This window comes from Maritalea porphyrae (assembly GCF_030159895.1).
Classification (GTDB): Bacteria; Pseudomonadota; Alphaproteobacteria; order Rhizobiales; family Devosiaceae; genus Maritalea; species Maritalea porphyrae.
Genome location: NZ_BSNI01000002.1, coordinates 1,807,607 through 1,833,168 on the forward strand (window position 1 = coordinate 1,807,607; position 25,562 = coordinate 1,833,168).

At 50.3% G+C, this 25,562-nt stretch carries 27 protein-coding genes; 20 read left to right on the forward strand and 7 right to left on the reverse strand.

The window, feature by feature from the left end:
* Positions 1 to 11: 11 nt before the first annotated feature.
* Positions 12 to 551 (reverse strand): LabA-like NYN domain-containing protein, encoded by a 540-nt coding sequence (locus QQL65_RS12220; protein WP_284364951.1) that lies wholly within the window; start codon positions 549 to 551, stop codon positions 12 to 14.
* Positions 552 to 830: 279 nt separating this feature from the next.
* Between QQL65_RS12220 and rpoZ the strand changes: the two genes are divergently transcribed.
* From rpoZ to parC, 9 genes are all read left to right on the forward strand, one after another.
* Entirely contained in the window at positions 831 to 1,202 is a 372-nt protein-coding gene (rpoZ, locus tag QQL65_RS12225; RefSeq protein WP_284364953.1) for a DNA-directed RNA polymerase subunit omega, read from the forward strand.
* Positions 1,203 to 1,306: 104 nt separating this feature from the next.
* Positions 1,307 to 3,586, forward strand: a complete 2,280-nt coding sequence (locus tag QQL65_RS12230) for a RelA/SpoT family protein (protein WP_284364955.1) — start codon at positions 1,307 to 1,309, stop codon at positions 3,584 to 3,586.
* 3 nt (positions 3,587 to 3,589) lie between these two features.
* On the forward strand, positions 3,590 to 4,174 hold the full coding sequence (gene pyrE / locus QQL65_RS12235; RefSeq protein ID WP_284364957.1) for an orotate phosphoribosyltransferase: 585 nt from the start codon (positions 3,590 to 3,592) through the stop codon (positions 4,172 to 4,174).
* Between the two features lie 12 nt (positions 4,175 to 4,186).
* Positions 4,187 to 4,585: a holo-ACP synthase gene (acpS, locus tag QQL65_RS12240; protein WP_284364959.1), complete on the forward strand. Its 399-nt coding sequence runs from the start codon at positions 4,187 to 4,189 to the stop codon at positions 4,583 to 4,585.
* Positions 4,586 to 4,636: 51 nt separating this feature from the next.
* A complete protein-coding gene (gene lepB, locus QQL65_RS12245) occupies positions 4,637 to 5,413 on the forward strand; it encodes a signal peptidase I (RefSeq protein WP_284364962.1) in 777 nt (258 codons plus the stop codon).
* Positions 5,410 to 6,120: a ribonuclease III gene (gene rnc / locus QQL65_RS12250; RefSeq protein WP_284364964.1), complete on the forward strand. Its 711-nt coding sequence runs from the start codon at positions 5,410 to 5,412 to the stop codon at positions 6,118 to 6,120. The genes lepB and rnc overlap by 4 nt, the downstream gene beginning before the upstream one ends.
* Positions 6,110 to 7,036: a GTPase Era gene (gene era / locus QQL65_RS12255; protein WP_284364966.1), complete on the forward strand. Its 927-nt coding sequence runs from the start codon at positions 6,110 to 6,112 to the stop codon at positions 7,034 to 7,036. Before rnc ends, era begins: the two co-directional genes overlap by 11 nt.
* 9 nt (positions 7,037 to 7,045) lie before the next feature.
* Positions 7,046 to 7,768 carry a DNA repair protein RecO gene (recO, locus tag QQL65_RS12260; RefSeq protein ID WP_284364967.1) on the forward strand — a complete coding sequence of 241 codons (723 nt, stop codon included), beginning with the start codon at positions 7,046 to 7,048 and terminating at the stop codon, positions 7,766 to 7,768.
* A 57-nt stretch (positions 7,769 to 7,825) separates the two neighbouring features.
* Positions 7,826 to 10,072 (forward strand): DNA topoisomerase IV subunit A, encoded by a 2,247-nt coding sequence (gene parC / locus QQL65_RS12265; RefSeq protein ID WP_284364968.1) that lies wholly within the window; start codon positions 7,826 to 7,828, stop codon positions 10,070 to 10,072.
* Here the strand turns inward: parC and QQL65_RS12270 are convergent.
* The 5 genes from QQL65_RS12270 to hemB form a co-directional block, all read right to left on the reverse strand.
* Positions 10,069 to 11,076 (reverse strand): endonuclease/exonuclease/phosphatase family protein, encoded by a 1,008-nt coding sequence (locus QQL65_RS12270; RefSeq protein ID WP_284364971.1) that lies wholly within the window; start codon positions 11,074 to 11,076, stop codon positions 10,069 to 10,071. The genes parC and QQL65_RS12270 overlap by 4 nt on opposite strands.
* A gap of 18 nt (positions 11,077 to 11,094) precedes the next feature.
* A complete protein-coding gene (locus QQL65_RS12275) occupies positions 11,095 to 11,850 on the reverse strand; it encodes an arginyltransferase (RefSeq protein ID WP_284364973.1) in 756 nt (251 codons plus the stop codon).
* Between the two features lie 55 nt (positions 11,851 to 11,905).
* Positions 11,906 to 13,726 (reverse strand): SLC13 family permease, encoded by a 1,821-nt coding sequence (locus QQL65_RS12280; RefSeq protein ID WP_284364974.1) that lies wholly within the window; start codon positions 13,724 to 13,726, stop codon positions 11,906 to 11,908.
* Positions 13,727 to 13,820: 94 nt separating this feature from the next.
* Positions 13,821 to 14,375 carry an RDD family protein gene (locus QQL65_RS12285; protein ID WP_284364975.1) on the reverse strand — a complete coding sequence of 185 codons (555 nt, stop codon included), beginning with the start codon at positions 14,373 to 14,375 and terminating at the stop codon, positions 13,821 to 13,823.
* Between the two features lie 795 nt (positions 14,376 to 15,170).
* Positions 15,171 to 16,184 (reverse strand): porphobilinogen synthase, encoded by a 1,014-nt coding sequence (gene hemB, locus QQL65_RS12290; RefSeq protein ID WP_284364977.1) that lies wholly within the window; start codon positions 16,182 to 16,184, stop codon positions 15,171 to 15,173.
* Positions 16,185 to 16,328: 144 nt separating this feature from the next.
* Between hemB and QQL65_RS12295 the strand changes: the two genes are divergently transcribed.
* The 11 genes from QQL65_RS12295 to QQL65_RS12345 all read left to right on the forward strand — a co-directional run bounded on the left by QQL65_RS12295 (position 16,329) and on the right by QQL65_RS12345 (position 25,041).
* Positions 16,329 to 16,721, forward strand: coding sequence for a DUF6163 family protein (locus tag QQL65_RS12295; RefSeq protein WP_284364979.1), 393 nt, complete (start codon positions 16,329 to 16,331; stop codon positions 16,719 to 16,721).
* A 163-nt stretch (positions 16,722 to 16,884) separates the two neighbouring features.
* Positions 16,885 to 17,394: a transcriptional regulator LdtR gene (ldtR, locus tag QQL65_RS12300; RefSeq protein WP_284364980.1), complete on the forward strand. Its 510-nt coding sequence runs from the start codon at positions 16,885 to 16,887 to the stop codon at positions 17,392 to 17,394.
* A gap of 265 nt (positions 17,395 to 17,659) precedes the next feature.
* Positions 17,660 to 18,862, forward strand: a complete 1,203-nt coding sequence (locus QQL65_RS12305) for a L,D-transpeptidase family protein (protein WP_284364983.1) — start codon at positions 17,660 to 17,662, stop codon at positions 18,860 to 18,862.
* 15 nt (positions 18,863 to 18,877) lie between these two features.
* Positions 18,878 to 19,081, forward strand: a complete 204-nt coding sequence (locus QQL65_RS12310) for a DUF6898 family protein (protein WP_284364985.1) — start codon at positions 18,878 to 18,880, stop codon at positions 19,079 to 19,081.
* 358 nt (positions 19,082 to 19,439) lie between these two features.
* The gene (gene glyA, locus QQL65_RS12315; RefSeq protein ID WP_284364987.1) at positions 19,440 to 20,723 is read left to right on the forward strand and encodes a serine hydroxymethyltransferase; all 1,284 of its coding nucleotides are present in this window, start codon (positions 19,440 to 19,442) and stop codon (positions 20,721 to 20,723) included.
* A 19-nt stretch (positions 20,724 to 20,742) separates the two neighbouring features.
* Positions 20,743 to 21,210, forward strand: a complete 468-nt coding sequence (gene nrdR / locus QQL65_RS12320) for a transcriptional regulator NrdR (RefSeq protein ID WP_284364989.1) — start codon at positions 20,743 to 20,745, stop codon at positions 21,208 to 21,210.
* Positions 21,211 to 22,236: a bifunctional diaminohydroxyphosphoribosylaminopyrimidine deaminase/5-amino-6-(5-phosphoribosylamino)uracil reductase RibD gene (ribD, locus tag QQL65_RS12325; protein WP_284364991.1), complete on the forward strand. Its 1,026-nt coding sequence runs from the start codon at positions 21,211 to 21,213 to the stop codon at positions 22,234 to 22,236.
* On the forward strand, positions 22,236 to 22,841 hold the full coding sequence (locus tag QQL65_RS12330; protein ID WP_284364994.1) for a riboflavin synthase: 606 nt from the start codon (positions 22,236 to 22,238) through the stop codon (positions 22,839 to 22,841). Before ribD ends, QQL65_RS12330 begins: the two co-directional genes overlap by 1 nt.
* Before the next feature lie 31 nt (positions 22,842 to 22,872).
* On the forward strand, positions 22,873 to 23,325 hold the full coding sequence (gene ribH, locus QQL65_RS12335; RefSeq protein WP_284364996.1) for a 6,7-dimethyl-8-ribityllumazine synthase: 453 nt from the start codon (positions 22,873 to 22,875) through the stop codon (positions 23,323 to 23,325).
* 3 nt (positions 23,326 to 23,328) lie between these two features.
* Entirely contained in the window at positions 23,329 to 23,811 is a 483-nt protein-coding gene (nusB, locus tag QQL65_RS12340; RefSeq protein ID WP_284364998.1) for a transcription antitermination factor NusB, read from the forward strand.
* A 12-nt stretch (positions 23,812 to 23,823) separates the two neighbouring features.
* Positions 23,824 to 25,041 carry an MFS transporter gene (locus QQL65_RS12345; protein ID WP_284365001.1) on the forward strand — a complete coding sequence of 406 codons (1,218 nt, stop codon included), beginning with the start codon at positions 23,824 to 23,826 and terminating at the stop codon, positions 25,039 to 25,041.
* 66 nt (positions 25,042 to 25,107) lie between these two features.
* Here QQL65_RS12345 and QQL65_RS12350 read toward each other — a convergent pair whose 3' ends face one another.
* Positions 25,108 to 25,548 (reverse strand): outer membrane protein assembly factor BamE, encoded by a 441-nt coding sequence (locus tag QQL65_RS12350; RefSeq protein WP_284365004.1) that lies wholly within the window; start codon positions 25,546 to 25,548, stop codon positions 25,108 to 25,110.
* Between the last annotated feature and the right edge of the window lie 14 nt (positions 25,549 to 25,562).

The window sequence follows — 25,562 nt, forward strand, 5'->3', positions numbered from 1 at the left end:
TCGAATTCTACTTAGTCAGCAGATTCAGTTTCGCGGCCCACGGATTTCGCCAAATCAGCAATATCCATGAAGTAATCGGCCTGACGACGAAGATCGTCAGAAATCATTGGTGATGCAGTCGCTTTGGTTGAAACAACAGTCACTTTCTTGCCGCGCTTTTGAAGCGCTGCAACCAGCGCGGTGAAATCACCGTCACCAGAAAACAGGACAAGATGGTCGTAATGATCTGACAATTCTAGCGCATCGATAGTAATCTCGATGTCCATATTGCCTTTGATTTTGCGCCGACCTTGAAAGTCCACAAATTCTTTGGCGGGCTTCGTTACAACTGTGTAGCCATTATAGTCCAACCAATCGATAAGGGGGCGAATGGAGGAATATTCTTGGTCTTCGACAAGCGCAGTGTAATAGTACGCTCGAAGCAGATATGCTTGGCTTTGAAATTCAGCCAACATACGACGGTAGTCTAACTCTGCGCCCAATGCCTTTGCGGTGGCATAAAGATTGGCACCGTCCATAAACAGGACAATTTTTTCACTCGGATCAAACATTCAGCAAATTTGCCTTACTCTGTGTCAACAAGCAATATTAGCTTGTTAAATTTGACATAATATTACCATATGATTCGGTAAAAGTTCGCTCACCCCGCAAAGTGTAGCACCTTTGGTACGCAAATCACACTACTTTGGTTCTTTGGCTTTAATAGATCAAACAGTGTGAATGTGTCGATGACCAAATGTTGAACAATGCGGCACAATTTTGGGTCTTGTATTACACAAGTGATTGTTGTAAGCACGGCAGCCTGCACCTTTAGTCTTGGAGAATTCACTTTGGCACGCGTCACAGTTGAAGATTGTATCGAAAAAATCCCAAACCGCTTTGAATTGGTTTTGCTGGCCTCGCACCGCGCGCGGCTTATTTCATCTGGCTCACCAATCACAATTGATCGGGACAATGATAAGAACCCAGTTGTCGCTTTGCGCGAAATTGGCGACGGCACGATCTCACCGGGTGACCTCAAAGAAGATCTCATCCACTCATTGCAAAAATATGTGGAAGTGGACGAGCCAGAACCAGAAACAGCGCCGCTTATTGAAAGCCGCAGCGATGACGATGATGGCATGGTGTTCGACACAATGAGCGAAGAAGAATTGTTGCGCGGCATTGAAGGCCTTGCGCCACCTGAGCGTCGCGACGATTAATCTTGCGCATTCGTGCTGCAACCAGTTAGTTTTAAGGCGTCGGTTTCGGCGCCTTTTTCGCGAATGAACTCCTTTTTCTCTAAACCGGAGCTGCGCAAACTCTTATGATGCGTCAATATGAGCTGGTAGAGCTCGTACAAGCTTATAATCCTAATGCCAATGAAGCCCTGTTGAACAAGGCTTATGTTTACGGCATGCGCAAACACGGTTCGCAATTCCGTGCCTCCGGTGACCCTTACTTTGCACATCCGCTTGAAGTTGCGGCTATTCTGACAGAACTTCACCTCGATGATGCGACGATTGCTGTGGCATTGCTTCACGATACGATTGAAGACACAGACGCAACGCGTGCCGAAATCGACCAGCTTTTCGGTCATGAAATTGGTGCCATTGTTGACGGCCTTACAAAAATTGATCGACTAAATCTGACTTCACGAGAAGAAGCGCAGGCGGAAAACCTCCGCAAATTGCTGCTTGCCATCTCAGAAGATGTGCGCGTTTTGTTGGTTAAGCTGGCCGACCGATTGCACAATATGCGAACGCTCGATTTTGTCCCCGAGCATAAACGCAAGCGCATCGCGCAAGAAACGATGGAAATTTACGCGCCACTAGCGGGGCGCATGGGCATGCAAGACATGCGGTCTGAGCTGGAGGACTTGTCCTTCAAAACGCTGCACCCAGAGCATTACGCAGCCATTTCTGATCGTCTTGCAGCATATGAAGAAGAAAACCGGCAAGTCGTTGATGAAATTCGCATGGAGCTGGCCGCTCGTTTTGTGGAAGAGGGCATCATCGCTGATGTCTCTACGCGGCTAAAAGCGCCATTTTCGATTTTTCGAAAAATGGAACGTAAGTCTATTGGCCTTGAGCAGCTTTCCGATATTATCGGCTTCCGCGTTGTGGTTGATAATGTTGCCAAATGCTATCAAACGCTCGGGGTAGTGCACACGACTTGGTCTGTGGTGCCTGGGCGATTCAAAGATTACATTTCGACGCCGAAACAAAACGACTATCGCTCAATTCACACCACAATTGTTGGGCCGCGCCGTCAACGTGTTGAGCTGCAAATTCGCACCAAGGAAATGCACCGTATTGCCGAACTGGGTATCGCGGCGCATGCGCTCTACAAAGAGGGAATTTCCGGCGACATGAGCCGGTTGGAGAAAGAAAGCCGCGCTTATGGCTGGCTACGCTCTACCATTGCGCACCTTACTGAAGGCGACAATCCAGAAGAATTTCTGGAACACACAAAACTTGAACTGTTCCAAGATCAGGTATTCTGCTTTACCCCAAGGGGCCGTTTGATCGCTTTGCCGCGTGGTGCGACTTCAATTGACTTTGCCTACGCCGTACACACCGACATTGGCGAAACATGCGTAGGGTGCAAAATCAACGGCACGGTGATGCCGCTCAACACCCAATTGCGCAATGGCGATGAAGTCGAAGTCGTTCGCGACCCGGCACACACGCCGCCGCCGAACTGGGAAAATATTGCGATTACAGGTAAGGCGCGTGCAGCGATCCGCAAGTCGCTACGTCATGCTGCTCAAGAACGCGCCAATGCGCTTGGTCAGCAGATCTTTGAAGCGATCATGGAGCGTGAAGCAATTACGCTCGACAAAAAAGAGACCGACAAGTTGTTGGCCGCATTGCACGTCAACAATATGCGTGGTCTCCATATCGCACTTGGTGATGCGACGGTTTCTGGCGACGAACTGATCAAGCAAATCGATGTGTTGCGCGGCTCGGAAAAAGACAAAAAACGCAAACCATTTGATTTGCGGGTAGGGGCTTCTGCGGACGGGTGGTTTTCTCTTGCCCAGGGCAACGGCTTCAAATTCCGCGTGCCCGGCGGACAAAATCTACCTGAAAGCGTATCGCTGACTTTCTCCAGCTTGGACTTTTCTACGCCTGTCCAAATCGCCGCTGAAGGGGTTTTGCCCGGAGATCGTTTGGTTGGCATACTAACACCCGATGACATCTTAACGGTCTATCCAATCGTTTCAGAGGCACTACTGGACTACCACGAACAAGAGGTTTTGTGGGTCGATGTGCTTTGGGACTTGGCTGAAGATGATACGTCGCTTTACCGCGCGGTTATTGCGGTGCAATCCGTCAACAAACCAGGCATATTAGCACAAGTCACGTCCGCAATTGCCGCCGCCGGCGCAAATATTTCCAACCTCGTATCGCGCTCAGCCGCCGTTGACTTCAACGAAATGCTTTTCGAGTTGGAACTAACTGATATCACCCAACTCAACGATGTAACCGCAACATTAATGCGGATCGTTGGGGTGGCAAAGGTTGTGCGTGCATCATCTGCGGAAGCCGACATCATTCAAAATATGAGCGAACAATATCAACAGCTGGATTCAGGAGAATAGGCCATGAACAAGGAAGAAGTGCTAGACGTTTTTCGGTCTTGCGGTGCAATATTGGAAGGACACTTCATTCTGTCTTCAGGTTTGCGTTCCCCTACATTTTTGCAAAAACAGCGCGTGTTTATGCATGCCGACAAGGCAGAAGTTTTGTGCAAAGCGCTTGCCGAAAAGATTGTCGCCGAGGGCTTTGGCGACGTGTCGCAAATCGTTTCGCCTGCTATTGGCGGGATTATCCCGGGCTACGAAACATCGCGTCACCTGAAAAAGCCAGCAATCTTCACCGAGCGGGTTAATGGCAAGTTTGAATTGCGTCGCGGATTTGAAGTTAAGCCTGGTGAAAAAGTGATTGTGGTTGAAGATATTGTTTCAACCGGTCTTTCAATTCGTGAATGTGTTGACTGCTTGAAAGAACTTGGCGCTGACGTTGTGGCCGCTGCATGTCTTGTCGATCGCTCCGACGGCGAAGCTGACGTTGGGGTGCCATTGGTTGCGCTAACCGGCTTTAATGTGCCAGCATATGCGCCAGACGATTTGCCGCCAGAATTGGCTGCAATGCCTGCAATAAAGCCAGGCAGTCGTGGGCTGCAGTAGAAAAGTCACAATATGATTATTGGAATGGGCAACGATATTTGTGAGATCGCAAGGGTTGAGAAAACCCTTGCGCGTCATGGCGAGCGGTTCACTCTTCGTTGCTTCACTGAAGTTGAGCGAACAAAGTCGGACCGGCGCAAGCAACGCGCTGCAAGCTATGCGAAACGTTTCGCCGCCAAAGAGGCGTGCGCAAAAGCATTGGGCACTGGCATGTCGCGAGGTGTCTTTTGGAAAGACATTGGCGTAGTGAATTTGCCATCTGGCAAGCCAACCATAAAGCTAGAGAACGGCGCCCGCAAAGCACTGGATCGCCTTGTACCAAAGGGGCATGATGCCCATATCCACATCACAATTACTGATGATAACGGTATGGCGCAGGCTTTTGTAATCATCGAAGCTATTGCAAGCTAGCCAATAAATGCCGATAAGACGCCCAGAACAAAGAATAGATTGTAGGACCTAATGGCCGAAAAAACGCAAACTAAGCCCGCAGCAAACGGAACGCCGAAGCCAAAGAGTGAGGTTTGGGAAACCGTTGTTATACTGGTTCAGGCCCTGTTGATTGCGCTTGTGTTCAGAAGCTTGCTGTTTCAACCGTTTTCAATTCCAACGGCATCTCTGCAATCAAATTTGATGATTGGTGATTATATCCTGACGTCAAAATACACTTACGGATATTCGAAATATTCGTTCCCATTCGATTTCGCGCCATTTAACGGGCGCATCTTTGGCCGCGCACCTGCACAGGGTGAAATCGCAGTGTTCCGTCCGGTGCCACAACAAGTGGATTACGTGAAACGGGTTATTGGACTGCCAGGTGACACCATTCAAATGAAAAGCGGCGTGTTGCACATTAACGGCGAGGCGGTGAAAAAAGAGCGCGTTGGCACCATTATCGATACCGACAGCTTTGGCGTTTCTATTCCCGTAATTCAATATCGTGAGACATTGCCGAACGGCACCAGCTACATCGTGCAAGAGATTTCTGATAGTCAGCCAATGGACAACACGGCCGTCTACAAAGTGCCGGCGGGCCACTATTTCATGATGGGCGACAACCGCGACCGTTCATCAGATAGTCGTGTGCTGCGTTCAGTTGGTTATGTTCCGCTTGAAAACTTTATCGGCAAAGCCGAAGTGCGGTTCTTCTCTATCAAAGACAACATTAATCCTTGGCAAATCTGGCGCTGGCCAGGCAATGTTCGCCTCGATCGCATGTTCCAATCTGTCTATCAATGAGCAAGCAAAACCGCGCCATTGGCGAATTAGAAGCCCGCATCGGATATCAGTTTAAAGACCCAAGCTTATTGCAGCGTGCGGTATCGCACTCTAGCGCCGTTGCGCCAACCAAACGCACACAAAACTCCTACCAAAGGTTGGAGTTTTTAGGTGACCGTGTTTTGGGGCTCGTGGTTGCTGACCGGTTGTTGCGTGATAATATGACTGCCAACGAAGGTGGTTTGTCGCGCGCGCTCAACTCTGTGGTGCGCAAGGAAAGTTGCGCCGAAGTTGCCCGCAAACTTGATGTGGGCCCGGCGCTTATTCTTGGACAAAGTGAAGCCAAAACTGGTGGCGCAGGCAAAGAAGCCATTTTGGGCGATGTGTGCGAAGCCATAATTGGTGCGCTATATGTGGATGGTGGGCTAGAAACCGCCCGCGCATTTATTGAAAACAGATTTTCCAAATTCATCAAGGCGGGCACCGAAGGCCGCGGCGATGCAAAAACCAGTTTGCAGGAATGGGCCCAATCGCGCGGCCTGAGCTTGCCATCTTATGTTGAAGTGGCTCGCGAAGGGCCAGACCACGCACCCGAATTCACAATTGAAGTGCGCATAGAAAAACACGACCCCGCAACGTCTTCTGGCAAATCCAAAAAGTTTGCAGAACACGAAGCCGCAACCAAATTTTTGGTGCGCGAGGGCATTTGGAGCGAAGATGACGAATAGTCAGGAAAACCAAACCGAACAACTTGATACACGCTGCGGCTTTGTAGCGCTTGTTGGGGCGCCAAATGCGGGCAAGTCTACATTGCTCAACGCATTGGTGGGCACCAAAGTATCAATTGTGACCCATAAAGCGCAGACCACCCGTGCGCAAATTCGTGGCGTTGTGACGCTTGAAAAAGAGCAAATTGTTTTTGTTGATACGCCCGGTATTTTCAAACCTAAGCGCCGGCTGGACCGCGCGATGGTGCAATCAGCTTGGAGCGGCGTTGGCGACGCTGACCTTGTTGCGCTGATCGTTGACGCAAAACGCGGCCTTGTTGACGAAGTCGAAAAACTGATCGAAGGGCTAGAGCAATATAAGCAACGCAAAGTGCTTGTGCTCAACAAAATTGACCAAATTGAACGGTCTAAATTGCTCGAGTTGGCACAGACGCTGAATGAAAAGGTCGAGTTTGATCAAACCTTTATGGTTTCAGCGCTCAATGGCGACGGCGTAAAAGACTTTGTTCAATATTGTGGCCAGCAAATGCCGCTCGACCATTGGCACTTCCCGGAGGATCATCTCACCGATCTCACGCTTGCTCTCACAGCAGCTGAAGTCACACGCGAGAAGCTATTTTTGCGCATTCACGAAGAAATTCCTTATGGCGCGACGGTGGAAACCGAGAGCTTTAAAACCCAAAAAGACGGCTCCTATCGCATCCAACAAGTCATTTATGTGGCCCGTGATGGACACAAAATGATTGTGTTGGGCAAAAATGGGCGCGCGATCAAATCGATTGGCGAAGAAGCACGTAAAGAGCTTTCTGAAATGTTTGAGACCAAAGTGCATTTGTTCCTGTTCGTCAAAGTCCGAGAAAAGTGGGCGGACGATCCATCACGTTATCGCGAAATGGGATTAGAGTTCCCGCAATAGGCTAAAAACATGGAATGGCGGGACGAGGGGCTGATTATAGGCACACGCAAGCACGGTGAAAACGCTGTGATTGTCGAAGCCATGACTACCCGCCATGGTCGTCATCTTGGTCTTGTTAGAGGCGGCAGATCGCGCCGATTTGCTGCGCTTTTGCAGCCCGGGAACACAGTCGAGTTGAATTGGCGCGCACGCCTTGAAGATCATCTGGGCGCCTATACCGTTGAAGCAAAATCCCTGCGCGCTGCTGAACTAATGCAAAGCCGTGATCGGCTTTCGCTAAGTCAGCTCATCTGTGAACACTTGCGGGTTTTGCCAGAACGCGATCCACACCCACGGCTTTTGGCCGAAGCGAATGCCATGCATGACAATCAGGCCGATGGATATTCGTTGGGTTGTGCGATCGCAAAGTTTGAAATGCGACTGCTCGATGAGCTAGGTTTTGGTATTGATGCGGGCAGCTGTGCGCTAACAGGCGAACAGTCTGGCTTATCTTACGTCTCGCCAAAAACGGGTCGTGCGGTCACCGCAGAAGCCGCAAAACCATACTTGGATAAGCTGATGCGTTTGCCTCATATTTTTGGTGGCGCGTTGGATTTGAGCGAAAAAGATGAGCTGGAAGCGGCATTTGCGCTAACCGAGCACTTTTTGAACATGCATATTTGGCTTCCACGCCAATTATCCCCACCTTCTGCACGAGAACGCCTGATCAAAACCATCTGTAACGGGCTATAATCGACAAGTTGATTCGATTAATTTCGACCAGAATTTTAAGACCGACGAGGCACTGCAATGGGCGAACAACTGCCCCCAGACGATAGCGGCGAATTGCCAATTCTCAATCTGCGCTCCGCATTGGAAGAGCGCTATTTGAATTACGCATTGTCCACCATTACTCAACGGGCTTTGCCCGACGTGCGCGATGGCCTTAAACCAGTGCATCGCCGCATTTTGCATGCCATGCGTTTGCTCAAGCTTGAACCGGGGCAGGGATACAAAAAATCATCGCGTGTTGTTGGTGACGTTATTGGTAAGTTCCACCCGCACGGTGACCAATCGGTTTACGATGCGTTGGTGCGCTTGGCGCAAGACTTTGCGGTGCGCTACCCGCTGGCCGACGGCCAGGGCAACTTTGGTAACATTGATGGCGATAGCGCCGCTGCGATGCGGTACACCGAAGCGCGTCTAACCGATGTCGCAGCTCGTCTTCTAGAAGGCATCACAGAGGATGCCGTTGATTTCCGCGACACCTACGATGGTGAAGACGAAGAGCCAATTGTTCTGCCGGCTAATTTCCCGAATCTTTTGGCAAATGGCTCAAACGGCATTGCTGTGGGCATGGCGACTTCTATTCCGCCGCACAACGTCGCTGAACTGTGTGACGCTGCTTTGCACCTTATTAAAACACCAAATGCCCGCACGGAAACGCTGGTCAATTATGTTAAAGGACCGGATTTCCCAACCGGTGGCATATTGGTCGATGATCAGGCATCAATCATAAACGCTTATGAGACCGGGCGCGGTGCGTTCCGCTGTCGTGCGCGTTGGGAAACTGAGGATACTGGACGAGGCGGTTACCAAATTGTGGTCACCGAAATCCCATATCAGGTTCAAAAGGCGCGGCTGATTGAGAAGATCGCGGACTTGCTCATTGGCAAGAAGCTGCCATTGCTGCGCGATGTACGCGATGAATCCGATGAGAATGTTCGCCTGGTTCTAGAGCCAAAGTCGCGCGCTGTTGATCCGGTGCTTTTGATGGAATCGCTGTTCAAGCTTACTGATCTTGAAAGCCGAATTTCGTTGAACCTTAACGTGTTGACCAAAGGCGCGGTACCCAAAGTGCTTGGCTTGGGTGATGCGCTACGCGAATGGCTGGATCACCGCAAGGAAGTGTTGGTTCGTCGATCCAATCACCGTTTGCGCCATATTGAGCATCGCCTCAATGTGTTGGGCGGCTATTTGATTGCATATCTCAATCTGGATGAAGTTATCCGCATCATCCGCGAAGAGGACCATGCCAAACAGTCGTTGATGGACACATTCAACCTCAATGACGTTCAAGCCGAAGCCATCCTCAACATGCGTTTGCGTGCATTGCGCAAGCTTGAAGAGATTGAAATTCGCACCGAGTTTGACAACCTTTCGGCCGAAAAAACAGAAATCGAAGAGCTTTTGTCATCTGACCAAAAGCAGTGGGACGTAATTTCATATGAGGTCAAAGACCTCAAGAAAGCCTACGGGGAGAATACCGAAATTGGCAAGCGGCGCACGTCGTTTGAAAGTGCACCAGAGGCAAATCTTGAAGACATCCAAACAGCGATGATCGAGCGCGAACCGGTCACGATCGTATTGTCTGAAAAGGGTTGGATTCGTGCGCTCAAAGGACATGCATCTGATGTTGATGGCTTGACGTTCAAAACCGACGACAAGCTGAAGACCTGGTGTCATGCCCAGACAACTGACAAGATTTTGCTGGTTGCCACCAACGGCAAGGTGTTCACTTTGCTGGCCGATAAGCTACCCGGTGGACGCGGTCACGGTGAACCGGTGCGTATTTTGATCGATCTTGAAGAGGGCGCGGATATCCTCGATATGTTTGTTCACGTACCCGGCGTTAAGCGGATGGTTGCTTCAAACTTGGGCAATGGCTTCATTGCAGAAGAAGCATCCATGATTGCCAATACGCGTAAAGGCAAACAGGTGCTCAATGTGTCTGGTGACGTTGAGGCCAAGATCTTTGTGCACGCCGATGGCGACATGGTTGCTGTGATCGGTCAGAACCGCAAACTGTTGGTATTCCCAGCTGATCAGCTGCCGGAAATGGCTCGGGGCAAAGGTGTCCGCTTGCAACGCTACAAAGATGGCGGTGTATCCGATGTAAAATTCTTCAAGAGTGAAGAAGGACTTACTTGGACTGATAGCTCCGGCCGAACCTACACCAAGCTCTTTGATGAGCTGATGGAATGGCGTGGCGAGCGCGCACAAGCTGGTCGCCAGCCACCAACTGGCTTCCCGCGCAACAATAAGTTCAAAGGTTAGTCGGCGGCTTCGCTATCAATTTTGAAATCGACAATGAGGGGGAAATGGTCTGAACCACCATTTTCACCTCGATGCGGCAGACCGACGGTCACGCCACCTCGCGTAAGAATGTGATCAAGTTGCAGCCACGGCGGCATATCAACAGGATAAGTTGGTGGAGCTGGCCATGTGGGCAAAAGCCAAACGGCTCGTTCCATATTCGTGCTGCTCACTAGATTTTTGAATGCATATGAGAATGGCGTTGAATTGAAATCGCCGCCAAACAAAAGCGGCCCTTCAATCTTGTTGAGCACTTTGGCAACGACACCCATTTGTCTTTGTTGTCGATCAGCCGGAATTGGCCAATCAAAATGGGTAGTTACCACATTAAACGGAATCTCATCTTGAACTTGAAGTGCAATGATCGAGGTGCGCTGTTCAGCGCTAAGTGAATCGATGCAATCGTGTCCTGCAATTTCCTTAAGCGGGTATTTTGAATAAACGCCCAAGAATGAGCGTTTGCCGCCTTGGCAATGCACAGCATATGGCAGGATATTTGTTATGCGTTTTTCCAAACCTTGGCGGTGCCAGCTCCAATACTCCTGAATAAACAAAATATCTGGATCTTGCTCTTGGATGCTGGCGAACAACCCATCAAGATTTTCGTTCTTCGCGTAAATATTGAAGGTCATTAAGCGGCGATCGGTCTCAGCATAGATTTGTTTGTCTGCAGAATTATGCCGATATGCGCCAACAAGTTCAGGAATAATGACAAGGCTCGACGCCACAAACCCGACAGCGCAAAAGCTTAAAACCATGCCCTTAAATGGCTGATGCTTCGCAAACACAGCGCTGATTACAAACAAAATCGCACTGAGCGGAAAAATTATGGGCTGGAAATGATTGAAAATATCCAAGGGCCAAAGCGCAAACGCCAAGAAGCCCGCAATCGCGCTGAGCGAAACAAAGAAAGCGCCGCCAGCAAACCCAAATTTAGTCAGGGACCACAGTCCTTGTTTAATCACGCGCCAAATATCTCATTCTCACCCAATGTGGGCATCATCTTCCAGCAATTGCCATTGATCCCCGTTGCCGAGAACTTCCAGCGGTTTAAACGCACTCTTATATGCCATTTTGGGCGAATTCTTGACCCAATACCCCAAATACAAATAGGGCAAGCCAGCGGCGCGCGCGCGTTCAATCTGATCCAAAACCATGAACTTGCCTAAGCTGCGTTGCGAGAAATCGGAATCAAAGAAACTATACACCATCGAAATACCATCGGGGAGAATGTCAGTGAGCGCAACCGCGAGTAGGCGACCGCGTTTCTCGCCAATATCGGTGCGTTCGCGATATTCAACAACCACCGACTGAACAGGGGTGTCTTCGACCATGAATTCATAGTCGAGATGCGACATTTCAGACATGCCGCCGTTGCGATGTCGATCTTTCAGGTAGCGCTTGAACAATAAATATTGCTCTTGGGTGGCGTGCGGAAACACATCTGTGCTTTCAATGTCACGGTTTTTGCGCCAAATGCGACGTTGGCTCGCATTGCGCTCAAATCGATCAACCAACACGCGTGCGGATTGGCAGGCTTGGCAGCCTTCACAAGCTGGGCGATATGCGATGTTTTGGCTGCGGCGGAAGCCGTGCAAACTGAGCATATTGTGCAGTTCCGCCGCGCGACGACCCGACAAATGCGTGAATAACTTGCGCTCATATTTTTCAGGCAAGTAGGGGCACGCCGTTTCGGCGGTCAAATAAAACTGCAAGTCTGAAGGACTATGCTCGGTCATACCTTACTGTTGATCGTTCAACGATCATCCCTAACGGCAACTCATCCAATGGAGTTTAGACCCCATAGTACCATGGCGCAACAATGCTAAAGGTTACCCAAACAAGTAGAATAAGCGGTACCCCAGCAATAAAATAATGCTTGAAGCGATAATGGCCCGGTCCCATCACCAACAAGTTGGTTTGGTAACCAATCGGAGAGGCAAAGGACGCGTTCGCACCTAGGATCACCGCAACAACGAATGGAAGCGGGTCTACGCCCAAGCTTTGTGCCGTTGAAATCGCGATTGGTGTGAACAAAACGGCCGTTGCATTATTGCTAAGAACATTCGTCAAAATGGCAACCACGATGAAAATAATCGCCATTACCATCGCCGGTGCCACATTGCCCAAACCGCCAATGGCCCAATCAGCAAGTAATTGCGCGCCGCCTGTGGCTTCTAGTGCGCCAGACATGGCAATGGCGGAGCCAACCAGCAGTATAATCCGTCTGTCAATCGCGCGGGTTGCTTGCCGCACATTCAGACAACCCGTTGCGAGCATGCCGAACGCGCCGGCTATTGCCGCAAATACGGTTGGCACAATGCCAGTGGCAATTGCGGCGACTGTAGCAATAAACACGAGCTGCGCACGCAGCGCGAAGCGGTGAGGGCGCAATTCAGACGCGCTCCACTCGATCACCACAATATCTTGCAGGCCACGCATTTTGTTGATCCGGTCAGCCGGCCCTGCAATCAGCAAGACGTCTCCAGCTTCAAGCCGAATGTCGGACAGAGATTCCCGTGGCATACGACTGCGCCGCTCGACACCCAGAATCAAACACCCATGCTGCGCCAAGAACCCGCGTTGATCGACGCCATTGTTGATGAGGCGAGAGCCGGGTTGAACCAGCGCTTCACACATCACAACGCCATGATCGGGGGTACCTTCATCTGATCCAGGTCGAATGGGGTTATCAAACGCGCGCCATTGTTTGAGCGCCTCTGTCAGCTTTTCGCGGGTTGCTGCCAAAATCAACACATCGCCAGTGCGCAATTCAATATCGTCAAATGGCGGCAAATATCGCTGATATCCGCGAATGACCGCGCGCACAGTCATGGTCGTTATTTTGGGAAACATGCCCGCAACGGTTTTTTCGCCGATTAGCGGATGCCCTTCATAAAGGCGAATTTCGGATATGAACTGCAGATTGCGTTGCTGCACATCCTGCCCATCGGCATTGACCGCGCTAGGCAATAGTTTGGGCATTACAAACAGCACATAAGCTGCACCGACTGCTGCCATAATCGAACCCGGCACGGTGAACGAAAAGAAGTCCAAGCCTTGAACGCCAGCGCCAATGGCAATGCCCGCAGCCAATAGGTTGGTTGATGAACCAATCAGCGTGGTCATGCCGCCCAAAATTGAGATGAAACTCAGCGGCATCATCATTTTAGGTGTTGGCAATTTGCGTCGCGCAGCTACCGCTGTAAGCAACGGAATGAACATCACAACAACTGGGGTGTTGTTGATAAACGCGCTCGCAAGACCCGCAATAATCAGAATTATCGGTATGACCCGACGCGGATGTCGTGGCCACAATCGCTCGAATGTCTTGGTAAGTCCGCCCAAAGCGTCCGTTTGGAATAAGGCCTGTCCAATTACCAACAGAGCTAGAATGGTAAGTAGCGCCGGATTTGAGAAGCCGGCAAGCAGGGCTTCAATTTCCAATCCTGACCCTGGCGCAAACAGCCCCACAGCCATGAGAAGCACAATTGCGCCCAGCGCCACTATTTCCAGTGACACCACTTCCGTGGCAAACAGCACAATTGCGATGGCAATCACCGCAAAGCTAGCCCACATGGCTAAAGAATCAGAGCTCAAAAATTCAGCGATCATGACCGACACATTGCCCATTGGGAGCTTCAGCTCCAAGTGCGTTTTTTGTCAATCTAGCGCCAAATCAACAGATTTTGTGCTTTTTGGCTCTCAGCTATTCGTGCCAGCGCGGATTTTTTGGTGACGCCCACGCCTCACCATAATGCTCAGCTTCGTGTTTCCAGAAGCGTTCCATAGGTGAGCGGCGCACCATAAGTGTGCCAACGACCAGGTCGTGAAGCATTTGGCGACGCTGTGTAAATAGCGGGATGAATAGCACCAACGGGGTCAACGCCTGCGCAATCCAGCCCGCAATTGGGTGGATAACGGCCAAGCCACCATCAAGAGGGGTAGAGCGCGTTGGGGTAAGTACAATGTCCATCACCTGCATGCCAACGGTGGCGCGCGCAGAGGAGCCTAGCGTTGCCACATAGTAGGCAAACAATACTCCGGGAACCAAGATGAAATAGCCAAGCCACGCGATGCCAAGCGTAAGTATGCCCAAGACACCAAGCACAACGGCGGAGACGACAATCGCTATGGTAAGGATGATGCTGTCGATAATGAACGCGATCACCCGGCGCATTAGCACGCCTTCAAACAATTCTGGTGAGGAATCCGGTGTCGGCAAGTCGTCGCGCATTGTCCATCCAAAGGCATCTTTTGGCATTTCAGTTCTCCATTGTTATGCCATAGATGGGCATGATTGCGCAGTCTGCAAGGTGCTTTTGCACAATTGAATAGCCTTCGTCTTTTTTTAGCCATGCGTAATCCCTTCCACAACGGATATTCGTTTGGAGTTTGGCCAGCGGCACAAATATGCCAATTCAGGACGCGAGGCGTTTTAGGTCTCGTCATCTGTGTCGTTAGTAATGAGACGTAAAACGCCTCGCGCAAATGGCTTGCTGCTTGAGGAGAAAATGCCCCGAGGTGCTCACCCGTCTATCCTCTTTAAATGCATCACAATCCGTGGTTATGAGCATTGCTGCTCCAGATTGCAGATCGTTTCTAAACGATCCAATGGGAACCAACCCACTAATGACTGACATCTGCCTTCGGCGTCAGACTGGACATTTAACTTTCAAGCGAAAGGCAAACGTCTTGCCTTTCAACCATCCCCTATTCTTTAAGAGAGCTCACGGTGCGTATCGTGATTTTGACGACGGCCTAAAACCGGCCTGCAAAAATCAGCCACAAACTCTCCCGTCATCCTCGGGCCAGCCTGCGCGGCGCAAGCGCGCAAATGAGACCCGGGGATCCAGGCAGGAATGTCAAAAGAACCAAAGCGCTTCAGTACTTCCGACAATCAGACCTGGTTTCCCGCCTTCGCGGGAATGACGAAGGAAAGAACCCAACGCCTCAAAAAAACTTCCTCACCGTCCGACATTCGTCAATGCCCTGAACAGTTTCAAGAAAAGGTGAGAACATCATCGCACAAGGTCAAAGGGCGGGGATAAGTTTCTTGCTATTCATTAAGAAGCTTGGCCATTTCCAACGCGAAATATGTCAAAATGCCAGAGCAGCCAGCGCGTTTGAATGCAATAAGGCTTTCAATCATCGCTGCACGCTGATCGATCGCTCCTGCTTGGCCCGCAAATACGATTTGGGCATATTCACCAGATACTTGATAGGCGAAAACCGGTACTTCGAACCGTGATTTGATCTCACGCACGATGTCCAAATAGGGCATGCCAGGTTTAACCATTACCCAGTCGGCGGCTTCCAAAATGTCTTGTTCGACCTCGCGCATCGCTTCTTCGCGATTGTAGGGTTCAAGTTGATAAGTCTTTTTGTCACCCTTCAAACGGGAGCCACTTCCGACCGCATCGCGAAACGGGCCATAGAAGGCAGATGCAAACTTGGCAGAGTAGGAAAGCAAAATCGTGTCCTGAAATCCTTCAGCGTCCAACCCTTCGCGAATGGCACCAATACGGCCGTCCATCATATCCGACGGTGCGATAATATCGGCGCCCGCGCGCACCTGATTAAGTGACTGCTTGATGAGCACTTCAACAGTTTCATCATTTAAGATGCGATCCCCATCCATTAGCCCGTCATGGCCGTGACTGGTGTAAGGGTCAAGCGCCACATCAGCGATCAAGCCAATATCAGGCACCGCTTGTTTGATCGCAGAAAGCGCGCGACACATCAGATTATCGGGATTGAAGCTTTCTTCGCCTTTGTTTGAACGCCGGTCGGCAGGCGTGTTGGGAAAAAGAGCAAGGGCAGGGATGCCCAAAGCATGCGCTTCTTTTGCTGCGGCTACGGCCAAATCAATGCTCAACCGATCAACGCCGGGCATAGACTTCACGGCTTCACGCGTGTTGGTGCCTTCAATGATAAATAGCGGCCAAATCAAATCGCTGGGCTGCAGGGTCGTTTCGCGCACCATGTTGCGGCTCCAGCCAAATTGCCGAGAGCGGCGCAAGCGCCGACCGTTGAGGAAATCCATATTTGTGCGTGTCATCTCGTTGGTCATATGCCTCGTACCAAATCTTAAATTGCTTGGCGCATTTGGAGCTTAACTTGATACAATCGTCCAGCAAAATTTATGCAATATTGCTGCGGCACCTTGCCACGAGAACCCAACTTTCGCTATTGACGATGAAAAGGAGCGCAAAAAATGGCATTTACCGCAAGGCGGATTCGGGTTGGTGCACGCATAGTTGCAAGTGTCAGCTTGTTCGTTGGGCTGGCCAACGCTTTGCATGCGCTTGGGGTTAGCGGCTCGGTGTCTGACCCAGTGGCTGGATATGGCCAAATGGGGTTTGCCGTTCTCACCATTATCGCCTGTTTGCGCCTGTTTGCAGCGGTTGGTCTTTGGGCTTATGCGACATGGGGGGCGTTTCTGCTGTTGTTTGCCAGCATGATTGAAATCGTCGTTGTTGGCGCAGGCGTTGGCGCATTGATCGTTACACCAATGGGATTTGGCCTAAGTGTTGCACTGCTGGCCTCATCCGTTGGGTTGCTGGTTTGGCGTTTTCTCAATATCCGCGCACAAGGCAAGCGCCTGTGATGGTTTAGCAATTGTGAATGCAGGTAAGAATTGAGAAAGCTAAAAATGTCAAATGTTTCAGTAACATATTTTTAAGTTTGAATCTTAAACTGATTTTATCGCCCGCTCGCTAATTTGGCTGCATAGACACGAAAAATCGTGCGACCAAAACAGTGAGGCAATTATGACAATCAATACTTTGAAAGTGCAGGCACACGTGCCTGATGAAGGGCACCAGTTAAAGCCCAGCTACCTAGAAGCAGTGTCACGCGTTGAACGCTTGCACCGCCGACTACTCGACCTTATTAAAGATGAATTCGATCGCATGGGATGGGACGATATTGGCCCGGTTCAAGCGATTATGATGTTTAACATTGGTGATTCAGAACTGACCGCCGGCGAATTGCGCTCTCGCGGTTACTATTTGGGCTCCAATGTGTCGTACAACCTTAAAAAGCTTGTCGATACTGGCTACATCCACCAAGAAAAGTCGAAAACCGATCGTCGCTCAGTGCGCATTCGGCTGACGCCTAAAGGTGAAGAAGTAGCTGAAGTTATTGACGAACTCTATGATCGTCACCTCAAGTCAATTGCAGAAGTGGGTGGCCTTTCTCAAGAAGAATTCGAAGGCCTAAATACAGCACTCGCCCGTCTTGAACGGTTCTGGGTCGATCAAATTTTGTACAAACTCTAATACGCATACTTTTTGGTCCTCATCAGGACTGTTTGGTTGAGCGCGCGGGTTGTGTTGTTGGCAGATATTGTCGCGACACAGCCCTTTGCCGTTTGACGAGTTTCAGCTTGTGCGAAGCTGCCCTGTGTTTTGCAAGTGACACATTGATGCCGTAAAGCCCATTTACAGCACAATTTGGGATGCTCCCGGTTGAGACAAACGCGCTGCAATGCTAAACCAGCGCGCAATTATCCCGATTTAGCAAGTTGTTTGGGGCTTACACAGCATGAAAATTTCTGGTGCACACATCTTTACATTGGTCACCAGCGCATTGGTTGCGCTGTGCATTGGCGCGTCGAGCGCTGTTGCACAAGATGATGCCGTTTCGCCAAGCGAAGCGATCGACACAATCGAGCCAATTCTGTCATATGACACAGCTTACAACCTGACGCTTGCGATCCAGAAATACGAAGCAATCGTTGCCGCAGGCGGCTGGGATAAGCTTTCACGTGGTACATACGGTATTAAAAATGGCGATGAGCAAGGCCATGTGCGCAGTTTGCGTCGGCGATTGGCCGCAACAGGTGATCTTGATCCCAACATTCGAATTTCTGATAAATTCGACGATGAGGTGGAAGCCGCAGTAAAATTATTCCAAGCGCGTCACGGTTTGCGCACCACAGGCATTATCGATCAAGAAACGCTGATCACACTAAATGTAACGGCTGAAGAAAAATTGGCTCAGTTGCGCTTGAATCAAGCGCGGGTTGAAGAGGCCGTTTCTGCACTTTCTGATCGCTACATCGTTGTGAATATCCCGGCAGCCTCAATTGAAGCGGTGGAAAATGGCACCGTGCAACGTCGCCACACAGCAATTGTTGGTCGTATTGACCGTCAAACGCCAATTCTGACGTCAAAAGTGCATGAGATTAATTTTAATCCCTATTGGCACGTGCCTAAAAGCATCATTCGCCGCGACATCATCAAGTTTATGAATGATGATCCAAATTATTTGGCAAACTTCCGTATCAAGATTTATGGCAATGACGGCGAAGAACTAGATCCGGCCTCCATTGACTGGAATACCGATGAAGCCGTGCAATATTTGTTCCGCCAGGAACCAGGTGCGGAAAACTCAATGGGCCATGTGAAAATCAACTTTCACAATCCTCACGCCGTTTATTTGCACGACACGCCGCAAAAATCATTGTTTGGCCAGAACCGCAGGTTCCACTCTTCAGGTTGCGTGCGTGTAGAAGAAGTTGACGAACTGGTCACATGGTTGCTGTCGGGCAATGGCGACTGGGATAAGCTATCTGTAGATGCAACGTTTGCTTCTGGTGAGCGCCTAGATGTGCGCTTAAAGCAGCCGGTGCCAATCATTACGACTTACATCACCGCATGGGCAAACCGCCAAGGCGTGGTGTCATTCCGTGAAGATATCTACCAGTTCGACAAGCAGGGCCGTGTTGCGCTGCTCGCCGATTAGGTATTTATTGCGGCTATGAGCGGTCGCGAATCTACAAATATTGGCAAAGTCTATTTCGAGTTCATCAAAATCGGTGGGCATGTTCGCGTGTCTGCGATTCATGAAGAAACCGGTATTGAAACGATGGCCATTGCACCTATTCAAGCAACCCAGCAGCACATGAAGCAGCTCGCTTTGGGCAAGCTCAAACGCAAACTCGAGCAACTGAGTAAGCAATAAGCACCAAATAGACGACAGGGCAAGGACCCGTCGATTTTATCCATTCTGCGCGTGGAAATTTGCGGGCTGACGCGGCGCAAATAGTTGGGAAGCCATGTGGCTTTCAATTCTTTGCAACAAAGTCAGATTGCAAATTCACCGCGCCCAAAGGGTTCGATGGAGCAGCGAAACCTGCTGCACAAATCGGCCTTGCATATGCAGCGGCATGTCCTTCGTCCGATTTATTGGCATTTTTCACTGCTCCACCAAACAGAATTGTACAAAATCGACGGGTCCTTGCCCTTGACGGCTTGGATTACCCAATTTCGTATGATAAGCGGGGCGCACCGAAATTGGTCGTTAATCGCGAGGATTTTCCATGACCGAAATTTTTCCAAATTTCTTCTCCAATTCGCTGGCGAATGTCGATGCCGATGTTGCGCGGGCAATTGATGCTGAACTCAAGCGTCAGCAAACTGAAATCGAACTAATTGCTTCTGAGAACATTGTTTCTAAAGCAGTAATTGAGGCGCAGGGTTCTGTGCTGACGAATAAATATGCCGAAGGCTATCCAGGCAAACGCTATTATGGCGGTTGTCAGCATGTGGATGTGGTCGAAAACTTGGCTATTGATCGCGCAAAGCAGCTTTTTGGCTGCGAGTTTGCCAACGTTCAGCCAAACTCTGGCTCACAAGCAAACCAAGGTGTTTTCCAAGCGCTTATTCAGCCGGGCGACACGATTCTTGGCATGAGCCTTGATGCCGGTGGTCACTTGACCCACGGTGCGCGTCCTAACCAATCAGGCAAGTGGTTCAATGCAGTGCACTACGGTGTACGCAAGCAAGACGGCCTTTGCGATATGGATCAAGTGCGCGAAATGGCAAAAGAGCATCAGCCAAAGCTGATCATTGCTGGTTTCTCTGCATATTCTCGTCACCTTGATTTCGCTGCATTCCGTGAAATCGCTGATGAAGTTGGCGCGTTCTTCATGGTGGATATGGCACACGTTGCGGGCCTTGTGGCTGGCGGCAAATACCCAAGCCCATTCCCACATGCGCACGTGGCAACAACTACTACGCACAAAACATTGCGTGGCCCACGTGGCGGCATGATTTTGACCAATGATGCGGATATCGCGAAGAAGGTCAATTCAGCAATTTTCCCTGGTATTCAGGGCGGTCCTTTGATGCACGTTATTGCAGCAAAAGCAGTAGCTTTTGGCGAAGCTTTAACACCTGACTTCAAGCAATATATCTCTGATGTGGTGGACAATGCTGATGCGTTGGCCAAATCAATCATTGGCGGCGGCTTGGACATCTTCTCAGGCGGAACGGACAACCACTTGATGCTTGTTGATCTGCGCCCGAAAGGCGTTACCGGCAAGGCGACAGAAGCGGCACTTGAGCGTGCACACATTACCTGTAACAAAAACGCAATTCCGTTTGATACGGAAAAGCCATTCATTACCTCAGGTATTCGTGTGGGCACACCAGCGGCAACGTCACGCGGCTTCAATCAAGATGACTTCACCAAGGTTGGTGAGTTAATCGTTGAAGTGGTTTCAGGCTTGGCGGAGAATGGCGAAGAAGGTAATGCTTCAGTAGAAGCAGCGGTTCGTGAGCAAGTTAAAGTGCTTACTGACGCACACCCAATCTACGCATAATTTGCCTTAAGGAGGCACCATGCGCTGCCCTTATTGCGGTAATCATGACACGCAAGTGAAGGATTCTCGGCCCACCGAGGATTCTAATGCGATTCGCCGTCGTCGAGTTTGCTCGGCGTGCGGCGGGCGTTTCACCACGTTCGAACGTGTGCAATTGCGTGAATTGATTGTCAGCAAAAAGTCAGGTCGCAAGGTGCCTTTTGATCGGGAAAAACTAAACCGGTCTATCAAAACTGCGCTGCGTAAGCGCGAAGTCGACGCCGAAGCTGCAGATCGGATGATCTCTGGCGTGGTGCGCCGACTTGAAAGCATTGGCGATGCGGAAGTCACGTCCGAACAAATTGGCCATCTAGTTATGGAAGGCCTTAAAGAGCTTGATGACGTGGCATTCGTGCGTTTCGCCTCTGTTTATAAGAATTTCTCAAAAGCCGACGACTTCAAATCGTTCCTGTCTAAGCTCGATGCGGACAGTTTGGACGACGAATAAATGGCAACGCCGGCGGACATCAAATGGATGGACGCAGCAGCCAGACTAGCCTCCCGCTATCTCGGCACCACAGCTGACAACCCAACGGTTGGCGCGCTGATTGTTGATCCCAAAACACAAATTCTTATCGCACGTGGCGTAACCGCTGCAGGTGGTCGTCCACATGCAGAAACCCAAGCGATTGAAAATGCAGGCGAAAAGGCGAGGGGTGCAACCCTCTTTGTCACGCTTGAGCCCTGCAACCACTACGGCAAAACGCCCCCATGTGTTGATGCGGTAATCGCTTCTGGACTGGGGCAGGTTGTGATCGGCCAAAAAGATCCAGACCCACGAACCAGTGGCAAAAGCATTGAGAAAATGCGTTTGGCTGGAATTGATGTGACGGTGCTTAACAAGCATCTGCCAACAGCATTGCTTCATAAAGCGTTTTTCAAGCGCGTCGAAACCAACTTGCCTTTTGTTACTGCGAAGTTAGCCGTTTCAAACGACGGTATGGTTGGGCGCATAGGTGAGGGCAATGTGCCAATCACCGGTGCTGAGGCAAAAACATGGACGCATACGCTACGATCGCGCGTCGATGCCATAGCAGTGGGCGCGAAAACGGCAAACTTGGATAATCCATCGCTCAATGTGCGTTTGAAGGGTTTAGAAGTTAGAAGCCCCAAGCCCATGATCTTTACGAGCAAGCCTGAGACTGTTCCGGCCAGCTTGAAGTTGATTGCCGACCATGCGGCGCAGATCATAACCACGAATGGCGGATTGACGCAGGCGTTACGGGATGTTGCCAACGCCGGCGTCAATCATCTGTTGATTGAAGGCGGACCTGCTTTGCTGAATAGCTTGCTTGAAGAAGGCTTGATTGATCAATTCTATCTGCTTGAAAGTGACAAAAATGTCGGCGAAAACGGTCAGCCGGCGGCCAGTGGCTCAAATATCCGCGACAAGCTGGCATCGTTTCAGTTTTTGGATTATTCAACTGAGCAATTGGGCGCGGACCGCGTCACCTTAATTCGAAGGAATGATTAGTGTTCACTGGAATTGTCACGGATGTTGCCCAAATTCTCACTATTGATGAGCACCCCGATGGCCGCAAAATGCGAATTGGCACAGCTTTCGACACCAACGGTTTCGATTTGGGCGCTTCAATTGCCCATAACGGCATCTGTTTGACTGTTACCGCCAAACATAATGAAGAAGGCGGTCAGAACTGGTTTGAAGTGTTTTTGGGACACGAAACCTTGTCTTTGACGACGGCAAGAAACTGGCAAGTTGGCGACAAAGTGAACCTTGAGCGGTCATTACGCCTGCAAGACGAATTAGGCGGGCATTTAGTGTCGGGCCACGTCGATGGCGTTGCAAAAATCGTGTCACGAGAAGACTTTAGCGACCAGTGCAAGCTGACTTTTGAAGTGCCCAAAGACCTGGCGCGTTTCATCGCGACAAAGGGGTCAGTGGCGCTAAATGGTACATCACTTACCGTCAACTGGGTTGAAGGCAATCAGTTCTCAGTTTTGCTGATACCGCATACGCTTGAAGTGACAAATTGGCACCTTGCGAAAGCCAATGATGAGATAAACATTGAAATTGATCAGATGGCACGATATGCAGCCCGCCTGATAGAAATGCAATAAAGCCCGCACGCTTGCGATTTTGGGGACAAATATGACCGATAAGCCAAAAATTCTGCTCATTGAAGCACGCTTTTATGATGACTTGGCAGACGAACTTGCAGCGGGCGCTATTGAGGTGCTTGAAAAAGCAGACGCTGAAATTACGCGCATCTCTGTGCCGGGTGTTTTAGAAATCCCCGCTGCCCTATCGATGGCGCTAATCGGCGCTGAAGTTGCTGATGCTGACATTTATGATGGTTATGTGGTTTTGGGCGTGGTCATTCGTGGCGAAACAACCCATTATGATATTGTCGCCAATGAAAGCGCTCGCGCGATCATGAATATGGTGACGTCTGAAGGCTTGGCACTGGGCAACGGCATTCAAACCGTTGAGAACCAAGAACAGGCATGGGCGCGCGCCAACCGTTCTGAAAAGAACAAGGGCGGCGGTGCAGCTGAAGCCGCTTTGGCCATGATTGAGAACAAGAAGAAGTTTGGACTGTAGCAAATGGCTGGCGATAAACCTACAAAAGACCCCGGTAAAGCCAACCAACGCGGTGCAGCGCGCCTGGCAGCGGTGCAAGCGCTCTACCAAATGGATGTTGGTCGCGCACCATTCGACGCCACTGTGGAGCAATTCAAATTGTTCCACTTGGGCAAAGAGGTTGAAGGCGAAGAGTATTTGCCTGCTGACGAAGACTACTTCAAACAGATTTTGGACGGGGTGCGGACATATCAGGTCAAAATTGATCCGATTGTCGACAATTCGCTAGTTGAAGGTTGGCCTGTTACAAGAATCGACAGTACACTTCGTGCGATCCTGCGTTCTGCAGCATTTGAAATGCTCTACAAAAAAGACATTCCAGCTCGCGTCGTCATCAGTGAATATGTCGATGTGGCCAATGCATTCTTTGACAAGGATCAGCCTGCAATGGTCAACGGCGTGTTGAACAACATCGCCACAACATTTCGGGCAGACGAAGTGAAATAAACTGGAGACTACATGATGACCGAGCCCGAATTCGATAAAGCAAACAATGCGGGCCGGAACATCGGTCTTCTTGCCATTACCCAAGCAACAGGCGGTTCAAGCCAAGCCATCATTATGGCTGTGGGCGCGCTGACGGCTGCCAATTTGGCGCCCGACAAGAGCATGGCAACGATTCCAACCACCGCTATGATTATCGGTCTGGCGCTGATGGCAGGCCCGGCAACAAAGATCATTTATGCTTTGGGCCGAAAAAACGGTTTCTTGATTGGTGCAACACTTGGCGTTGTCGCTGGCATTTGTGCCGCGACGGCCGTGGCATTCTCATCATTTGTTTTGTTCGCCCTAGCGCTTTCAATTGTCGGCATGGGTGGCGCTTTCACCCAACAATATCGCTTCGCAATTGCAGATAGCGTGCCGGACGATATGAAAGCGCGGGCGATTTCGCTTGTTTTGCTTGGCGGCGTGGCTGCTGGATTTTTGGGGCCAAGGCTGTCCTATTTGGCAAAGGACTGGCTCGGCGGTGTAGAATTTGCCGGATCATTCCTCGTGATTTCAATATTGTCCGTTGTAGCGATCGTGATGCTTTCGCAAACACGCCTTGCGCCTATCGTGAAGCCTAAAGAAGGTGATGCCAAGGGCCGCAGCGCCATGGAATTGATCAAACTGCCCGAGATCAACATCCCGATCATCACGGGGATTGTCTCTTATGCGCTAATGACCTTTGTAATGGTCGCAGCCCCATTGGCGATGGTGCATGTCTGTGGACACACAGCTGAACAGGCCACAACGACAATCCAGTGGCATATCATTGCTATGTTTGCCCCAAGTTTGGTGACGGGCAACATCATCAACAAAATCGGCGCACACGCCACGGTCGCCATCGGTTTAATTTTGATATTGGGCACGGCACTGATCAACTTAAATGGCGTTTCAGTGCTTCATTTCGACATCGCGTTGATCTTGCTGGGCGTTGGCTGGAACTTTGGCTTTATTGGGTCAACAACTCTGCTTTCAAAAGCCTATCGGCCAGAAGAAGCGTCAACCGCGCAAGGGTTGAACGAACCATTGGTGTTCGGTTCGATGGCAGTCGCGTCAATCTCATCTGGTGTATTGCTCAACACGCTCGGTTGGCAATCAATCAACGTGTTGGTGTTGCCCATCGTTACCGCCACATTGGCATTGCTGGCGTGGGGCGATTATCGTCAGCGCCAGTTGCGGGCCAATAGCTAAGAACAAAAAAAGGCGAGGGGAGCTTATCGCTCAAACCCTCGCCATCTTTCAAATATCGCAGCTTTGCTAGAAGCTTAGTGATCCCAGCAATTGCTCAACAAATGAGCGATCTTGGCCAAAGCCTGGTGTTTTGCGTGATACTGTCTCAACCACGCGACCATCAGCAAGCGAATATACCGCTTTATCGATCACACGGTCTTTCTTGTCGAAATAAACAGCAACCACTGTGCGTTCTTTGACCGATTTTAGGCCAAACGCGGTTTGCTCAATCTTTGTTTCCACATAGTAGTAGGCTTCTTCATCGCCAAATGTGTTTTTGGATTGGGGGGAACCCATCACAAACTCAACCAATTGCTTGGAAACGCCTGGGCGAACTTGAGCTAGATTGTCTTCAGAAATATCATAGCCTTGGGTGCGCTGTTGCGTAAGGCAACCGGAAAGCGCAAGCGCTGCAGCGAATACACTGATGAGTGAAAGGAAGCGGATTGCTGAACGCATGACCATCATTTAATTGGCTTTCT

Bases quoted from the DNA above. Each gene is read 5' to 3' on its own strand.
- era (WP_284364966.1), top strand. From the start codon at position 6,110: ATGACGAATAGTCAGGAAAACCAAACCGAACAACTTGATACACGCTGC.
- hemB (WP_284364977.1), bottom strand. From the start codon at position 16,184: ATGACCAACGAGATGACACGCACAAATATGGATTTCCTCAACGGTCGG.
- acpS (WP_284364959.1), top strand. From the start codon at position 4,187: ATGATTATTGGAATGGGCAACGATATTTGTGAGATCGCAAGGGTTGAG.
- QQL65_RS12305 (WP_284364983.1), top strand. From the start codon at position 17,660: ATGAAAATTTCTGGTGCACACATCTTTACATTGGTCACCAGCGCATTG.
- QQL65_RS12345 (WP_284365001.1), top strand. From the start codon at position 23,824: ATGATGACCGAGCCCGAATTCGATAAAGCAAACAATGCGGGCCGGAAC.
- glyA (WP_284364987.1), top strand. From the start codon at position 19,440: ATGACCGAAATTTTTCCAAATTTCTTCTCCAATTCGCTGGCGAATGTC.
- QQL65_RS12310 (WP_284364985.1), top strand. From the start codon at position 18,878: ATGAGCGGTCGCGAATCTACAAATATTGGCAAAGTCTATTTCGAGTTC.
- ribD (WP_284364991.1), top strand. From the start codon at position 21,211: ATGGCAACGCCGGCGGACATCAAATGGATGGACGCAGCAGCCAGACTA.
- parC (WP_284364968.1), top strand. From the start codon at position 7,826: ATGGGCGAACAACTGCCCCCAGACGATAGCGGCGAATTGCCAATTCTC.
- ldtR (WP_284364980.1), top strand. From the start codon at position 16,885: ATGACAATCAATACTTTGAAAGTGCAGGCACACGTGCCTGATGAAGGG.
- ribH (WP_284364996.1), top strand. From the start codon at position 22,873: ATGACCGATAAGCCAAAAATTCTGCTCATTGAAGCACGCTTTTATGAT.
- rnc (WP_284364964.1), top strand. From the start codon at position 5,410: ATGAGCAAGCAAAACCGCGCCATTGGCGAATTAGAAGCCCGCATCGGA.
- lepB (WP_284364962.1), top strand. From the start codon at position 4,637: ATGGCCGAAAAAACGCAAACTAAGCCCGCAGCAAACGGAACGCCGAAG.
- QQL65_RS12280 (WP_284364974.1), bottom strand. From the start codon at position 13,726: ATGATCGCTGAATTTTTGAGCTCTGATTCTTTAGCCATGTGGGCTAGC.
- QQL65_RS12285 (WP_284364975.1), bottom strand. From the start codon at position 14,375: ATGCCAAAAGATGCCTTTGGATGGACAATGCGCGACGACTTGCCGACA.
- QQL65_RS12295 (WP_284364979.1), top strand. From the start codon at position 16,329: ATGGCATTTACCGCAAGGCGGATTCGGGTTGGTGCACGCATAGTTGCA.
- nrdR (WP_284364989.1), top strand. From the start codon at position 20,743: ATGCGCTGCCCTTATTGCGGTAATCATGACACGCAAGTGAAGGATTCT.
- QQL65_RS12275 (WP_284364973.1), bottom strand. From the start codon at position 11,850: ATGACCGAGCATAGTCCTTCAGACTTGCAGTTTTATTTGACCGCCGAA.
- recO (WP_284364967.1), top strand. From the start codon at position 7,046: ATGGAATGGCGGGACGAGGGGCTGATTATAGGCACACGCAAGCACGGT.
- pyrE (WP_284364957.1), top strand. From the start codon at position 3,590: ATGAACAAGGAAGAAGTGCTAGACGTTTTTCGGTCTTGCGGTGCAATA.
- nusB (WP_284364998.1), top strand. From the start codon at position 23,329: ATGGCTGGCGATAAACCTACAAAAGACCCCGGTAAAGCCAACCAACGC.
- QQL65_RS12220 (WP_284364951.1), bottom strand. From the start codon at position 551: ATGTTTGATCCGAGTGAAAAAATTGTCCTGTTTATGGACGGTGCCAAT.
- QQL65_RS12350 (WP_284365004.1), bottom strand. From the start codon at position 25,548: ATGATGGTCATGCGTTCAGCAATCCGCTTCCTTTCACTCATCAGTGTA.
- QQL65_RS12230 (WP_284364955.1), top strand. From the start codon at position 1,307: ATGATGCGTCAATATGAGCTGGTAGAGCTCGTACAAGCTTATAATCCT.